Source organism: Shewanella sp. 10N.7, assembly GCF_020806285.1.
Lineage (GTDB): Bacteria > Pseudomonadota > Gammaproteobacteria > Enterobacterales > Shewanellaceae > Shewanella > Shewanella electrodiphila.
On sequence record NZ_JAJGZS010000001.1, the window covers coordinates 214,505 to 230,394 of the forward strand.

The following is a 15,890-nucleotide window of genomic DNA, read 5'->3' on the forward strand; positions in this document are numbered from 1 at the left end:
GATACTTATTTGCATAGAGACATCATAATAACAAGGGAGGTTTACCATGGATCGATTAGACTATGGTGGTGCGCTAGACCAAGTTGTTGAAAGACCAACTCGCTCAAAAAGCTCGAACAAAAAACGTAAATGGCGGGAGATAGAAGCGTTAAAGGACAAACAGCGTCTACTAAAAGAACTTCAAGACATTGATACAAGTTTTGATTTTGACTTTGAAACTATGCCACTTTAGGCATAAACAGCTAACTGCATATTTATTCAGTTATAGAAGTAAAAAAAGAGCGCCTTAGGCGCTCTTTTTGTATCTAAATTGTTAAATCAACTTTTATCAGCATGAAAGATATGCTCTCTAAGCTCATCAAATATCGTCTCGTCATTATCACTGAATAACGGATCTTCGACCAATTGTTTATCGCATTGTGACTTAATCTTTAGCCAGTCTTCTTCTTTCAGTTGTTTAGCGAACAAAGGAAATAACTCTGTTTCTTCATACTGCATATGCTTTTGTTGAATTTCTACATAAGCCTGCAGGTCAGTCACCAGTTTTTCTCTTGAAATGACTACGTCTGATAAGATTAAATTCAAACTATACATTAACGCGCCAGAATACTCTGCGAGGCGACTATGCTCTTCGTGTAATTGTGTATTACATGGACTAGAAAACTTTTTTACAAAGTAATCATACGTAATGTCTTCTAAAGGATGATGACTATGCTCAGCATAAACTTGCATATATTCGACAACATCTCTGATAAGCGCAAAATTAACCGCTTCTCCTTCAGAAAGTTTGATGTTTTTCTTCGCTAATACATCAAGTAAGATAGCAATATGCTTATGATCATTCATAAGCCTTTTCAGTATCATCTTATCCATTATCACCATTCCCTCATGTATAAAGATTAAGCAAACATTGAATATATTCAATCTACACTAGTGGTATTGATGATGTTATGACGAAGATCATAAAATAGAAATTTTTCAAAAAAGCCATTTAAAACAAAGAAAAAGAAATATTAAAAATAAAAAAGCACCCAAAGGTGCTTTTTTAGTTACACACAAATTTAGCCTTTTTAAGTTAAGGTTTTAAATAAGTGCGTTTTAAGTTGCTCAAAATCAGCCGCTATTTGTGCGGATAAAATAGGTTTATCAACCACAGCTTCAAGCTCTGGGGGTAAAGGCAGATTGATGTTTAATTGCACATCGACCACATCTTTAAATTTAGCAGGGTGTGCGGTGCCTAAAAATATTCCGGTTTCCCCAGCTTTAAGTTCACTTGATAAGGCTTGGGCTGCAATCGCTGCGTGCGGTTCTGATTGATAACCTAATTGATATAACTCAGCTAACGCGGCAGAGGTTTGTGCTTCTGTTAATGCTAAACCTGTGATTGATGATAAGGGCCAATTCATTGCTTTACAAATGGCCTCAACGCGCGGCCAGTTTGATGGTTCTGAAACATCCATCGCGTTTGACATCGTGGCTACAGTCGAATTTGGCGCCCAATCGCCTGCGGCTAAATAGCGCGGTACTGTGTCATTAGAGTTAGTGGCAGCAATAAAGCGCTTAACCGGTAACCCCATTGCCTTTGCAAATAGACCCGCAGTTAAATTGCCAAAATTACCACTGGGTACTGATATAACAACTTCATCATCTCTATGACGTTTAGCTTGCGCAACAGCTTCGAAGTAATAACAAATTTGCGCTAATAAGCGACTGATATTAATAGAGTTGGCAGAATTCAAATGCAAGCCATCACGAATATCACTATCATCAAAAGCTTGTTTAACTAAGGTCTGGCAATCATCGAAATCGGAGGTCACAGCGACAGTGTGGATATTCTTACCTAACGTCGTGAACATCTTTTCTTGCAGTTCACTAATTTTACCCTTGGGGTACATCACAACAACTTGAACGGCATCTAAACCGTAAAAAGCATCTGCTACTGCAGCGCCAGTATCGCCAGAAGTTGCCGTTAATATAGTTAACTTATTATCGCCTGCGAGTAAATTTACGCACTGAGCCATAAAACGGGCACCGAAATCTTTAAAAGCTAACGTAGGGCCGTGAAATAACTCAAGACAAGCACGATTGTCGTCAGCTTTGACTAGAGGTGCATCAAAGGTAAACGCATGTTCAACTAATTTATCTACACTTTCTTGCCCCAATTCACTTGCAAGCCAAGCACCTAGGATACGCTTACTTCGCGCAGCAAAGGGGAGAGCCAATAACTCGTCCATATTTTCAAGCACAGGAATAGACTTAGGAAAAAATAACCCTCTATCTTTACCTAGTCCTAACTGTACTGCTTCACTGAAATTCACGACTTGTGAAGGATGCTTTAAATTATATAATTCCATTTTGAACGCCTTTATAAAATAATTCAGTATTAAACCCGACGAGTACCAGACTCATCCAGTTTACAGACATGGGCAAAACCACCAGCCTCAGATAAATAATGTTGCTCAAGCCACACTTGAGCAGCTTGGGCTGTCTCGAGAGAATCAGTCACGGAGAATAACGTCGGGCCACTACCCGAGATGCCAGTCGTTAACATGCCTAATTTTTCAAGCTCACTACGCGCATCTGTGTAACCCGGAATAGCTTCTGCTCGATAAGGTTCAGCCATAACATCTTTAAGCACTGCAATAGCCAAATCAGCATCTTGCTGATAGCTTGCATGTACAAATGCACTTAAATGACGCGCAAAATCAATTGCTACCGATTTGTCATATTGATTTGGTAATAGTTCACGCATTTTAGCGGTAGATAATGAAATACCCGGATAAGCGACAACCCAATACCACTGCTTAAAACTTGGAATAGCTGCGCACACTTGCTTAGGGGTATTTAACATTAACTGCATACCGCCCAAGTAACATGGCGCGACATTATCAAAATGCACACTACCAGAAATCATTCCCTCGAACTCACCCATTAGAAGTAATAAAGCTTGTTCATCAAATGGTTGTTCAAAATGTTCGTTGAGTGCGTAAAGCGCAGCGACAACTGAGCTTGCGCTCGAACCTAAGCCACTGCCAACCGGTAAGTTTTTTTCTAAGCCAATAGCAACACCTTGAGTGCTATTTAGCTTTTCTAGGAAAAATTCAGCACATTGATAAACAATATTTTGCTTACCGTCTTCAGGTAACTTATGTGCCCATGGCCCTGTTTGCGAATAATGAACACCAGAATCTGCAGCCTCAATCATCACTCTGTCACCCAATAAGCTACCATCAATTGGTGCAAGTGCTGCGCCGAGTAAGTCATAACCTACCCCAACATTACCCATAGAGGCTGGTGCATATACCGTTATGCTCATAAGCCCACCTCACGCGTCCAGTTGAGTGTTCTAAGCACGTCAGCAAAAGCACCTGCAGCAGTAACATCTGTTCCTGCGCCATAACCTCTTAGTACAAATGGAATAGGTTGATAATAACGACTGTAAAATGCCAATGCATTCTCGCCACCTTTGACGCTGTATAGGGGATCTGTCGCATCGACTTCTGCAATACGGACATAGCATTTTCCTGACTCAATCTGACCAACATAACGCAGCACTTTACCTTCAGCTTTGGCCGCTTCTACACGGGCGCTCACTTCAGCGTCCAATTTCGGTAGGTTGCTCATAAAAGTGTCAATATCACCTGAATCATCGAATGAGCTAGGTAAAACGGACTCTACGTTAATGTCTTCAAGCTCTAACTCCATGCCAACTTCGCGAGCTAAGATCAGCACTTTACGTGCGACATCCATACCGCTTAAATCTTCACGAGGATCCGGCTCAGTAAAGCATTTCTCGCGGGCTATTGAGGTTGCAGCAGATAGACTCATCCCTTCATCTAACATGCCAAAGATATAAGAAAGTGAACCCGATAAAATACCGTTAAAACGTTGCAGTTTATCACCGGCATATAAGAGCTTTTTCAGATTATCGATAACTGGGAGCCCTGCTCCTACGGTGGTTTCATATAAAAACTGGCGACGCTGTAATAGTGCTGTAGTACGAAGCTGTTGGTAATATTGATAATCACGCGTATTGGCTTTCTTGTTAGGGGTTACCACATGAAAACCAGCATTCATAGCATCGACATATCTGTCTGACACCAGTTCACTTGAAGTACAGTCAACCAATACAGGGTTCAACAACTGTTGCTCTTTGCCCCAATTAAAGAGTTCAGTTAAATCATACTGGGTATCACAATCTGCAAGTAATGCCTGCCAATTAGCTAAATCAACCCCATCACTGTTGAGCAGCATTTTTCGTGAGTTGGCAATACCACAAACACGCATAGTAATATGTTGCTCTTTAAGCATCGCAGCTTGTTGTTTGATTTGTTCTAACAAACCAGCGCCAACATTACCTGCACCGACTAAAAATACATCAAGGTATTGCTGCACATCAAAGAATGCTTGATGACAAGCTGCAATGGCGTGTTTTGTTTTTCGCTGTTGAATTACCGTTGAAATTGAGCGCTCTGAAGAGCCCTGTGCAATCGCAACAATGTTCACGCTTGCCTTTGCCAGTGCACTGAAGAATTTCGCTGCAGCGCCCTTATGAGTCTTCATGCCATCGCCAATTAATGACACAATAGCTAAGTCTTGTCTTAATTCAATTGGCTCTAATAACTCAGATTGAATCTCTAATTCAAATTCAAGTTCAAGTGCTTGCTTAGCCTTTTCAGCTTCATCAGTATTAACACAAAAGCTAATACTGTATTCAGATGAACTTTGAGTAATTAAGGAGACAGAAATACCACTTCGAGAGATGGCTTCAAGCGTACGGCTAGCCATACCAACCATGCCTTTCATGCCTGGGCCTGAAATATTAAACATGGTTTGGTTATCAAGGTTAGATATGGCCTTAACTTGTAAACCGGTTTTATCAACCTCATTGGATACCAAAGTACCTGGTGCAGAAGGATTAAAGCTGTTTTTGATATAACAAGGTATATGATATTGAGCAATGGGGGCGATAGTCTTAGGGTGAAGTACTTTAGCGCCAAAATATGACAACTCCATCGCTTCTTGATAGCTCAATTGTTCAAGTAGTTTTGCGTCCGTCACCACACGAGGATCTGTATTGTATACGCCATCAACATCGGTCCAAATTTCACAGCTTGATGCATCTAAACAGGCAGCTAACACAGCAGCAGAATAGTCAGAGCCATTTCGGCCCAAAGTTACTGTTTTTCCCTGTTCATTTGCTGCAGTAAACCCTGGCATGATCCACACTCTTGCATCAGCTAGCTGAAGCGCAGCAAAGCGTGGCTTACTGACACTAATATCGACTACTGACTCTAACGCTTTACCGTGAGCTAAAAATAGCTTTGTTGGATCAAATTGTGCTGCGGTTAACGACTTAGCCAACATCACTTGTTCCATTAGCGCAGCAGACAAACGCTCACCAGAAACAACCACTTGCGCTTGCACATGATCTGGACACTCATTAAGCAGCTTAATCCCTGTTAGCTTGTCATTCCAGTCATCAAGCTGGTTCGCTAACTTATTTTCTAGTAAATGTTTTTGTTCATGAGAAATTAACTCAGCAGCAGCTTGTTCAAACAAACCATTAAACACGGTTTCAATATGCGTCAATACCGCTGAATAATCTTCACCACGTTGAGCTAAATCAACTAGCTCAAGCAATCCATTCGTGACAGTCGCAGGAGCAGATAACACAGTTGCAATTGACTCTGTCTGCGCAGATTGCTCTATGATATCCGCAGCCATCAAAAAACGCTGCCAATTGGCTAACGAAGTCCCACCAAATTTCATTACTTTCATTTTCTACTCCCTTGACTCGCTAGCGCTAAGTTAAATTTAATTCCTGAAATCATTATTTTTAAGTCTGAAAACAAAAAGCCCGCTTCTTTGTGGGAAGCGGGCTTGTTGTAAAAATCTTTAGGGTGTACTCAGCCCGCCCCCACAATGTTAATTGTGGTGGTTGTAATAATGGTAGCTACAACGTGGAACTGGATTTTCATCATGACACTCGATTAATTTTTATGTATTTGTTCTGAATTAATAATAGAATTGCTTTTTACCTGCCTGTTGTCAACCCCTCAATATAGCTTTATTTGAGCATGTATATTCCACATCAATCTAAATCAGCACCGAAATGAACTAAACCCTATATTTTACACAAAAATAACAAGCTTATAACGCCCGCAGCAACACTTTACGTTAACGTAAGGATAATTAATAAAAACTTAAAAACAACTTTATTACAACCACTTACAGCAACAGATGGTCAAATAAAACTCAACAACTATCTAATAAGTCACTTACAACGCTAAAAAAGCATCAAGGTCACAAATGATAAATTTCAATAATCAAAGGCTCACTCATGATGATGAAATTGATTCATCTAACTGAATTTACAAAACATGTGATTGAATAAGCAAAAGCTGATACTGATCATTCCCCCCTACTATAAAAAGTATTATCATGCGCGCACATTATGAATTGGAGTCGTTATGAAAATCACAAAACATTCAGCAGTGACTATTCACTACCGTTTAACAGACCAAGATGGCCAGCTAATCGAAAGCTCATTTGAAGCAGAACCAATGGTTTATCTTCATGGTACTGAAGGCCTGATCCCAGGTTTAGAAGTCGAACTTGAAGGCAAAGTGGTTGGTGATAAATTTGACGCCAACATTCCTACTGAGCAAGCTTATGGTGAATACCATGAAGGGCTAAAGCAAGAAGTACCTTTAGAAGCGTTTGGTGATGTTGAAGATATCGTTCCTGGTATGCGTTTTATTGCTGAAACTGAAATGGGCCAACGTCCAGTTCAAGTAACTGAAGTTAAAGATAGTGTTGTCGTGGTTGATGGCAACCACCCATTAGCAGGTCAAGCATTAAACTTCAGTGTTGAAGTCATGGATATTCGCGAAGCAACAGCTGAAGAAGTCGCTCACGGACACATTCATGCAGCAGGCGGTTGTGGTCACGACCATGCTCAAGAACATGAACAATGTGATACAGAAAAGCCAGGTTGTGATGGTAATGGCGGCTGTGGCTGTCACTAATAGTGAAAAATAGCTAAGCCTGATTAAGCCTAATTCAATAACTTAGCTATAAACGACTAAACCAAAAGTTTGAAATCAAAGATACGTTAGCCAAATCCTTGGGTAACGTATTTTTTTTGCGTTATTATTCATATTAGTTGATTAACATTTACCTGCCTAAATGCAATCAGCTAACACTAGTTTATTCACCCTTTGATTCTTAATAATACGTCGATTAGCTATGACGTGTATTAATAGTAGGTACTAGATGAGGCTATAGACTTAGCCTAAAAAGACTTACTTATGATTAATCACAAGCGACGGAGTGCTTATGTTAATTAAACCGATTTATGAAATTTTGCCATTCACTTATATGATTATAGGTGCCGGAAGTGTTGCCTTACTCAAAGAGCCCTACGCAATCATAGCCTCACTACTCGTGTTCTTTTATGGCGCTCATATTTGGAATCAACGATCTAAAAACCGTCGAACAGATAGAAAAAGAAAACGTATTGACGGGATATTACCTGAATCGATTTACGGATATTTACCATTCATCTATATCATGTCAGCAGGATTAATCTTTCGCTTTCTTCCAAAAGACTCTGGTGTTGTTATTTCTATATGTCTCTTTACTTATGGTGCTTATGTACTGTTAAGAAGAATCAGCTACCGACACCACAAAATCCCAGGCGTACAAACGAGAGCAAAGTTTAACTAGCCGAATCTTAGGTTAGACATAACTCATTAAGCAGCCATAAATCCAGTAATTATTAGTCAAGTAATAGTTGCTGGATTTTTTGTTTCTGTTCCGGCTGCATGTTTTTTAAATAATTTGAGCAACGCGTAATAGTCGCAATACTTACCTGATAGTCTGCGGAAATTTGCCTTTGACTTAAATCGCCTTGAAGAAGTAATTGGAACACTTTTAAGCGGCCAGCTACAGCACTACGCTCCTCTTCAGTTAATAACAATTGGAATAATATTCCTAATTCATCAGAATTTGGATAACTTAACACCTTCTCAACCACAGATTCCCAATTGGCTCGCATAACACTCTCTTTTAGTAATGCCTCAACAGTACAAAGTGTACCAATATTTCTTATCCAGCAATAAGAAAATTTAAAAATAATTTTATTTTTGAACATTTCACGAGATTACTTACAAATAGACACAAACAAGATTCGCACTCAGTTCAAATTTATGTGTAAAATGTGATTTAAACCACCGTCATATAATTAGAAAATAAGAGAAAACTTATGAAACACAAAATTTTTGCAATTGCTGTAAGCGCACTACTCATCCCTACTGTTAATGCACATAACTTCGAAGATGCTAATGACGCAATTGAATACCGTCAATCAGCCTTCAGCTTAATTCGCTACCAGTTCGGCGATATGGGCGCAATGCTAAAAGGTAAGAAGGATTTTGATTTAAACGTATTTCAAACCCGCGCGGCAAATTTAGCTGGTCTTGCAAATATTCCTCATGAAGGTTTTATCGACGGTTCAGATAAAGGTGATACAGAAGCACTTGCTAAAATCTGGAGCAACAAAGCTGATTTCGATAGCCAAATGACCACTTTCCAAGAGAATGCGGCTAAATTAAATGTCGCAGCGCAAACTGGTGACAAAAAGCAAATTAAACAAGCTTTTGGCAATACAGGTAAAAGCTGTAAAGGTTGTCACGATATGTACAAGAAAGACTAAGTCTCTTTCAATAGAATGCCAGTGATTGAATAGATGATTAATCACAAGTAATAAAAAGCCCACTTTTGTGGGCTTTTTATTATTTAACAGACGCTACAGTTAAATGCTCAATTTAGCCTCAGTACAACTTATTTTTTAAGCTGATGTGAAATAAGCAAGCTAGCCTTATTGCTGTTAAAGGTACGCTACAATCGGTGCGATCAACCAATAACCAATCACTAGACTAATAGCTGCAACGATAATGATAGCTAATACTGATGATGTCATTTTAGGTTCTTGAGATAACATATTATACTCTTTATCTGTCATTTTTTTATTCCCTGAAATCATCGCAGTCACTAAATTATTTCCTTTAATGGCATAAAGCAAAATGACTGAAATGTGGAGTACTATACAAGCTAGAATCACATTAAAATTGACTTTATGAAGCCAAGTAAACCAGGCACCTAGATCAGAAGAAACGGTTGAATATAAAGGGCCTTCGGTAAAAATATCATCACTAGAGAATAAACCACTAAACAGTTGTAAAGATAAAACTGTGAGCATGAATAATACCATGTAACCACCCAGTGGATTATGGCCAACGACAGTAGACTTATGCTTACCTGTAAGGTAATTCAAAACCTTTGTAGGTCCAGATACAAAGTCAGTAAAACGTGAAGTCTCACTGCCAACAATGCCCCACAAAAGCCTAAAAAGAACTAACACCATCAGGCTATATGCACATATTTGATGCCACTCCATTTCGCCACTATCAGCTGTCCACCAAAGTGAAATCAATAAGCCAACAGTAAGCCAATGGAATAATCGAGTGGGTATATCCCATACCTTAATTTTTTTTTGTTCTATACTCATATTATTCGCCGTTAATTCTATTCATGTTAAACGTACTCAATATTGTTCAATTTTGATTATAAAGATACAGCGCTAGCTCTCATAGGGTAGGAACGTAAAGAAAGGTAATTTATGTGTGAAAATTTCGTAGTTTGTAACAAGCGAAGTACTTTATACAGGGTGTAATAAACAATACATAACTTTTTGCACATAACCGTTAATGGGTCATCCTCAAGTCAACTATCGTTTAGCTGAATTGAACATACATTATTGAGTTGCTCATTGGCTTAGAACTGAATTGATGAATTAGGCTATATAGGAATGAAGAGGAGTGTAAATTTTAACCAAAATTAACGAAGGTTTAGATTTCTCGTCCCTTGTTATCTATTCCAATATGAGCCTAATAAAATAAGATTACAAGGCTTTTAAGAGACTTTTTGCTCCATTTTGTCTAAGCGATCAAATATGAATCAAACAGATTAAAACAGCGATAAAAATGTGATTTAGATCACGATTTTTGTCTGTAAGCTTGGTAATCTGAATTCAAGCAAACAACAGAAGGTTCGAAATATGCTGAAAATCACTAGCAAGCAACTTGAAGTCACTGCACCAATTCTTGAACGCATCGAAGGACAGTTTGAAAAGTTAACACGACACGATATTCAATTAATAAACCCGCACGTCATCATCACTCAAGAAAAGCAGAGCTTTAAGATTGAGTCTTCTGTAGGCTTGCCAAGTGGAGAACTATTTGCCCAGGCGAAAAACGAGAACCTTTACGCAGCTATTACTGCAATGGGTAAAAAGCTGGAAAAACAGCTAAATCGCCTGACACATAAACCCCAATCTCAACGTCACGTTTCGCCAACAGCTGAAACGAATAATGATTTTGAGTATGACTATAAGGAGGAAACTGCAGCTTGACGATTTATTTACTGATTAACCAAGAGCGCATCCTCGGATGCGCTTTTTAATGCCTAATCATCAGCTAAAAAGCTAAATGATTACTGACATCCTCTCCCGACAGCAGAATATGAACAATCTTCAGCATTATTTGATTGACACATTCTCCTTAGCCCTTTAGTTTTAATGTGATGAAAACATTTACTCAGAACGATTTTATTTTCTTTTTTATTCAGCCCCCTTATTGAGGCGGATTTTTTGTGTAAAAACGAAAATGAAATATGAAGCCTCCCACTTGGGGGGCTTTTTATTATTAACTTTAAAATGCTACCTGTTTAAAGGTATGTCAGCTAAGCAGTCGTCATTGAGGCAATTATGAACAAAGCGCCAGAATTAAACCAAACCCGCAAGCAAATTACCGCCTTAGATAAAGAACTGCTGTCTTTATTATCTAAACGTCGTGACTTAAGTTTAGATGTCGCTCGCAGCAAAGAAATCGATGTAAGACCGATTCGAGATACCCAACGAGAAAAAGAACTACTAGCAAGGTTAGTTGAACAAGGAAGAGAGCACGGTTTAGATGCTCATTTCGTTATTTCTTTATATCAAAGCATCATCGAGGACTCGGTATTAAACCAGCAAGCCTATTTACACGGCAGGGCGAACCCAGAGATCCAGCAACAGCAATCAACCATCGCATACCTTGGCGCTCGAGGGTCTTATTCCTTTTTAGCCGCAAGTCGTTTTTGTCAACGTCGTCAGATAGACATGATAGATCTCGGTTGCCAAAGCTTTGATGAAATCATCAAATCAGTAGAGCTTGGACATGCTGACTTAGGCTTTCTGCCGATTGAAAACACTTCTTCTGGTTCAATTAATGAAGTTTACGACGTACTTCAGCACACTTCGTTATCTATTGTTGGCGAAACCACTATCGAGGTTGGGCATTGCCTATTAACCAAAGATGGCGCTGGTTTAGATAGTATTAAAACGGTATTTGCTCATCCACAGCCTATTAGTCAATGTAGTCATTGGTTATCGCAACACCCAAGCCTGACGCTAGCCTATTGCTCTAGCAGTGCTGAAGCGATGCAGAAAGTGATAGACGCTGAAGATAGCAGTGTTGCGGCCATTGGCAGCGCTGAAGGCGGCGCCTTATATCAGTTAACCGCTGCAGAAAATGGTTTGGCAAATCAAAAAATAAACCAGAGTCGTTTTATTGTGGTTGCAAGAAAAGCGGTTGCTGTCCCTTCACAATTACCCGCTAAAACCACGCTTATTATGGCCACTGGACAAAAGCCAGGTGCATTAGTTGAAACTTTATTAGTGCTTAAGGCGCACAATATCAATATGAGCAAACTTGAATCCCGCCCTATTCCGGGGACACCGTGGGAAGAAATGTTCTATCTCGATGTTGATGCTAATCTTGCGACAACTGAACTACAGCAAGCACTTAAAGAGTTAGAGCGTCTCACCCGCTTTATCAAAGTATTAGGTTGCTACCCTTGCGAAACAGTCAAACCAACTCAGCTTAATAACAGCCAATTAGTGATCGAGCCTAATAGTTCAAAAGAATCTATTAGCACCCCGTCAGAAGATAATGACGCACCCAAATTTTCAAAACGATATCGCCAGCAAAATACTCAAATTGAGTTGAAGCAATTTAATGTCGGCGGCAGCGATTTTGCGGCAATGCAACAAGTCAATTTACCAATAGACAAGGATGTATTTGCCACTAAAGTTAAGCAAATTAAAGAGTCAGGCTTTCAGGCGGTATTATTACTCGATACTACAACCGCCAGTCTCAGTGCGATTGAGATAAAAGAATATTGTCACTTAATCGATCAAGCAGGCCTAACGAGTGCTGTTCAAATTGATTCTGTGAATCACTTTAACGAAATCGTCAAAGTGGCAGACATGATCTACCTTGCAGGTAAAGAGATGTATAACGAGGAATTACTTGGTTTAGCAGGTTCTGTTAGCACACCTGTTTTGCTAGAGCGCAATACAATGGCAAGCACAACAGATTGGTTAGCATCAGCAAATAAAATATTAACCCAAGGCAACCAACAATTAATATTGGTTGAGGCGGGAATAAGAAGTTTTAGTAACCCTGAGCAACTTGCTTTAGATCTCGCAGGGCTTATTGAAGTACTGTCTGAGAGCCATTTACCTGTATTAGGTAATGTGAGCTATGCCGTTGAAGATAAACTAGTCTGTCAGCAAGCAAAAGCCTTAAAACAGCTGCACGCAAACGGTGTCATTATTAACGACAACCAACTCAACTGTCCTGAACAACAGGCCGAGTTATTACACCGACTGCATCAATAGAGATTATGTTCATCACTGTCGTTAAAGGCATGGGGTTTCTTGTTAACTGAAATTTTTGCTAACGAAAATCTTGTTAACCAAAATTGCTAGTAACCTAAATTATCGGTACTAAGCGATTTGTTTAACATCTTGCTTAGGCTATAACTGTGACTGTGACTGTGACTGTGACTGTGACTTAGCACAGACTCAGTACTGTATAAGCAAATCTATAGCTAAATTGAAGACAATAAAAAACCGAACTCATGGGTTCGGTTTTTTTATGTCTTCTGCTTAACAAAGGTTGATTAATTAATCACTAATACATACTGAGGTTATCGTTTAGGCCTAACCAACCTTTGAAAATACGATAACTGAACCAAATTAAAGCAAAAGTGAATACTGGAATACTCAGCCAAAGTTGCGGCATAAAGTAGCCAATGATCAATAATGGCATTAAACCTGTAATACTATTACGTTGCCATCTAAGGTGTGTTGCCAGTAACGATTGAGAAGCAACATTAGTCTGCGAGATATTAATCACTAAACTAAAGAAAACCGGTAAAAAAAATAACGGAAATGCACTCATCAACGCATATAAAAAATGCCCAAGCGATAAATCTTCTGCGGTATAGACCTCAGCTTCTGTCATAAGATTCACTCCTAGTGCGTTAAAATTAAGGGAGTTACTAATCGTAACTCCCTTATAACAATAATCCTAGATCTTTGGTTTCGCAATATTTTGCGAACTTATCCAGCAAAATGACTTAATTTGTCTTCATATCGTTCACTGATTGCAACATTGCACGGCTTTCATGTTGAAATTGCGGTGCAAAATCGCCAAACCATTTAGCCACATCTCTGAACTGTGCAACGAATGCATCTCTATTACCGCTTTTCAATAAATCTAATGCATCACGGTAATTGTCCAGATAATCGCTGATAGCAACTTGACTACCTTCTTGTGCAAAAATTATATCGGCGTAGAGCTCAGGATCTTGAGCAAACAAGCGGCCTACCATGGCAAGCTCTAATCGATAAATAGGCGAACTGAATTGCAATAAACTTTCAATATCAGCTTCTTCTTTACACAGATTAACTCCGTACACAAAACTTGAGAAATGTCGCATTGCTTGCACTAGCTGCATGGCTTTATCATGTCGCTCTGCATCTTCATTAACAATGCGGGCTCCCCAAATCGTAATTTGTTCTAAAAACCATTGGTATTTATCGGTATCACGTCCATCACACACCACTACAACTTGTTTGGCTAAACTACCCACATCAGGTCCAAACATTGGGTGTAAACCCACGACAGGTCCCTTATGGGCCTCTAACATTGCATTGAGCGGTTCTGACTTAATTGAGGTGAGATCAGCTAAAATACAATGATCGGGTAAATTGTTTAATTTGCTACGAATAAGCTCACAAGTCACGTTAATTGGCACAGTAACAATCACCATCCCTGCACCATCAAAAAGTGCATCAGCCTGATCCCAGTCATCTTTATCTAAGCTTTTCACTTGATAACCTGAAAGGGTTAGCATTTGACTAAACAAACCACCTAATTGACCTTCACCACCGACAACCACGATGTGTCCGAGATCGGTTTTAACCTGCTTAAAGCCGACATCCTTTTCATTAAGGTACGACTCACGCATTAAGCGTCTTAGGATATCTTCAATCAATTGCGGAGAGATATCCATTTCACTGGCTTCTTTACGACGCTTAGCTAACATCGAAGCTTCACGTTGTGGTGCATAAATTGGCACCCCTGCAGCATGCTTAACAGTACCAACTTGCGCGACTAGATCGAGACGTTTACGGAGTAAATTTAATAACTGTTGATCAACGCCGTCAATCAGGTCTCGTAAGTTTTCTAAATCTAATGTGGTTTTTTCATTCATAGCTTATATCCATCTATCGCACAACTTACTTATAAATTAACCAGCAAAGCGATTCGGTAAAACAGGTTTTAATAAATCGGCATTACGACGCAAAAGTGATTCAGTAGTTGCCCAGTTAATGCAAGAGTCAGTAACTGAGACACCGTAAGCAAGTTCTGGTAAAGGTTTATCAGAAGACTGATTACCTTCATTTAAATGGCTTTCAAGCATGACACCAATCACTGAGCGATTACCATTTTGAATTTGCTGGAATACATCCTCGCAAACTATGGTCTGTCTTGTATAGTCTTTCGATGAATTACCATGACTACAATCAATGATTAATCGCGCATTGAGCTTAGCATTGTGTAATTGTTCTTCACATGTGGCAACACTTTCTGCATCATAGTTCGGTGTTTTACCGCCACGTAAAATTACATGACCATCTGGGTTTCCTGCAGTTTGCAATAACGATACTTGTCCTTTCTGATTAATTCCCATAAACCTGTGGCTGCTAGCTGCTGACTTTAAGGCGTTAATTGCTACATCAAGTTTTCCATCAGTACCATTTTTGAAACCAACAGGCATAGATAGACCTGATGCCATTTCGCGGTGAGTTTGCGATTCAGTGGTTCGTGCGCCAATAGCAGACCAAGTTACTAACTCAGACATGTATTGTGGGCTAATTGGATCAAGCGCTTCTGTAGCTACAGGTAACTCTAATTCAGCAAGCCAAATCATCAACTCACGCGCCATCCTTAAGCCTTTTTCTACATCAAATGATTCATTCATATCAGGATCATTGATAAGGCCTTTCCAGCCAACGGTGGTACGTGGCTTTTCGAAGTAAACCCGCATTAAGATGTAGAACTCACCGCTTAATTCATCATGTAGCTTCTTAAGTTTCAATGCATACTCTTTTGCTGCGTCAATGTCATGAATAGAACAAGGTCCAGTGACAATTAATACACGGTTATCACGCTTGTGGACAATATCCGCCACGGTTTGGCGCGCGTCTAAAATATACTGATAAGCATGATCAGATAACGGTAACTCTTTTTTTAACTCAGCTGGGGTTACCAACACTTTTTCAGAACTAATGTGGACGTTATTAATCGTATCTTGTTGCATGCTCATTACTCACTTCTTAAGGTTTCTACTCAATAATACTTCAATAAATATCAGTGTAACGCTACACCATTACAGGCTTGTGCTAACTATGCCTTTTTCAATAAGGCTTA

The 15,890-nt window shown here is 39.4% G+C and carries 15 protein-coding genes and 1 other annotated feature; of the genes, 6 read left to right on the forward strand and 9 right to left on the reverse strand.

Features of this window, described 5'->3' with window-relative positions; genetic code table 11:
* Window positions 1-46 precede the first annotated feature (46 nt).
* On the forward strand, window positions 47-232 hold the full coding sequence (locus LMH66_RS00880; RefSeq protein ID WP_055025622.1) for a DUF3545 family protein: 186 nt from the start codon (window positions 47-49) through the stop codon (window positions 230-232).
* Between the two features lie 86 nt (window positions 233-318).
* On the opposite strand, the gene LMH66_RS00885 is transcribed toward LMH66_RS00880, so the two are convergent.
* From LMH66_RS00885 to thrA, 4 genes are all read right to left on the reverse strand, one after another.
* Window positions 319-861 (reverse strand): hemerythrin domain-containing protein, encoded by a 543-nt coding sequence (locus LMH66_RS00885; protein WP_229368153.1) that lies wholly within the window; start codon window positions 859-861, stop codon window positions 319-321.
* 209 nt (window positions 862-1,070) lie between these two features.
* A complete protein-coding gene (thrC, locus tag LMH66_RS00890) occupies window positions 1,071-2,354 on the reverse strand; it encodes a threonine synthase (protein ID WP_229367745.1) in 1,284 nt (427 codons plus the stop codon).
* A 29-nt stretch (window positions 2,355-2,383) separates the two neighbouring features.
* Window positions 2,384-3,316: a homoserine kinase gene (thrB, locus tag LMH66_RS00895; RefSeq protein ID WP_229367748.1), complete on the reverse strand. Its 933-nt coding sequence runs from the start codon at window positions 3,314-3,316 to the stop codon at window positions 2,384-2,386.
* Complete coding sequence (thrA, locus tag LMH66_RS00900; protein WP_229367751.1) at window positions 3,313-5,781, reverse strand: bifunctional aspartate kinase/homoserine dehydrogenase I; 2,469 nt, start codon at window positions 5,779-5,781, stop codon at window positions 3,313-3,315. Before thrA ends, thrB begins: the two co-directional genes overlap by 4 nt.
* Before the next feature lie 692 nt (window positions 5,782-6,473).
* Between thrA and slyD the strand changes: the two genes are divergently transcribed.
* Both slyD and LMH66_RS00910 read left to right on the forward strand, forming a co-directional pair.
* A complete protein-coding gene (slyD, locus tag LMH66_RS00905; protein WP_102529674.1) occupies window positions 6,474-7,031 on the forward strand; it encodes a peptidylprolyl isomerase in 558 nt (185 codons plus the stop codon).
* Window positions 7,032-7,341: 310 nt separating this feature from the next.
* Window positions 7,342-7,731 (forward strand): hypothetical protein, encoded by a 390-nt coding sequence (locus LMH66_RS00910; RefSeq protein ID WP_102529675.1) that lies wholly within the window; start codon window positions 7,342-7,344, stop codon window positions 7,729-7,731.
* A gap of 52 nt (window positions 7,732-7,783) precedes the next feature.
* Here LMH66_RS00910 and trpR read toward each other — a convergent pair whose 3' ends face one another.
* A complete protein-coding gene (gene trpR, locus LMH66_RS00915) occupies window positions 7,784-8,062 on the reverse strand; it encodes a trp operon repressor (RefSeq protein WP_102529676.1) in 279 nt (92 codons plus the stop codon).
* Window positions 8,063-8,269: 207 nt separating this feature from the next.
* Between trpR and LMH66_RS00920 the strand changes: the two genes are divergently transcribed.
* Window positions 8,270-8,719: a c-type cytochrome gene (locus LMH66_RS00920; protein WP_102529677.1), complete on the forward strand. Its 450-nt coding sequence runs from the start codon at window positions 8,270-8,272 to the stop codon at window positions 8,717-8,719.
* A 174-nt stretch (window positions 8,720-8,893) separates the two neighbouring features.
* Here the strand turns inward: LMH66_RS00920 and LMH66_RS00925 are convergent, their stop codons facing one another.
* On the reverse strand, window positions 8,894-9,574 hold the full coding sequence (locus LMH66_RS00925; protein ID WP_102529678.1) for a cytochrome b/b6 domain-containing protein: 681 nt from the start codon (window positions 9,572-9,574) through the stop codon (window positions 8,894-8,896).
* Between the two features lie 549 nt (window positions 9,575-10,123).
* On the opposite strand from LMH66_RS00925, the gene hpf reads away from it, so the two are divergent.
* Together hpf and LMH66_RS00935 are read left to right on the forward strand one after the other, a co-directional pair.
* A complete protein-coding gene (hpf, locus tag LMH66_RS00930) occupies window positions 10,124-10,477 on the forward strand; it encodes a ribosome hibernation-promoting factor, HPF/YfiA family (RefSeq protein WP_102529679.1) in 354 nt (117 codons plus the stop codon).
* 177 nt (window positions 10,478-10,654) lie between these two features.
* Window positions 10,655-10,768, forward strand: a sequence feature (Phe leader region).
* Between the two features lie 63 nt (window positions 10,769-10,831).
* Window positions 10,832-12,787, forward strand: coding sequence for a chorismate mutase (locus LMH66_RS00935; RefSeq protein ID WP_229367754.1), 1,956 nt, complete (start codon window positions 10,832-10,834; stop codon window positions 12,785-12,787).
* A gap of 295 nt (window positions 12,788-13,082) precedes the next feature.
* On the opposite strand, the gene LMH66_RS00940 is transcribed toward LMH66_RS00935, so the two are convergent.
* The 3 genes from LMH66_RS00940 to LMH66_RS00950 form a co-directional block, all read right to left on the reverse strand.
* Complete coding sequence (locus tag LMH66_RS00940) at window positions 13,083-13,415, reverse strand: hypothetical protein (protein WP_229367755.1); 333 nt, start codon at window positions 13,413-13,415, stop codon at window positions 13,083-13,085.
* Window positions 13,416-13,530: 115 nt separating this feature from the next.
* Entirely contained in the window at window positions 13,531-14,670 is a 1,140-nt protein-coding gene (gene tyrA / locus LMH66_RS00945) for a bifunctional chorismate mutase/prephenate dehydrogenase (protein ID WP_229367758.1), read from the reverse strand.
* A 36-nt stretch (window positions 14,671-14,706) separates the two neighbouring features.
* Complete coding sequence (locus LMH66_RS00950) at window positions 14,707-15,780, reverse strand: 3-deoxy-7-phosphoheptulonate synthase (protein ID WP_324295147.1); 1,074 nt, start codon at window positions 15,778-15,780, stop codon at window positions 14,707-14,709.
* Window positions 15,781-15,890: the final 110 nt, after the last annotated feature.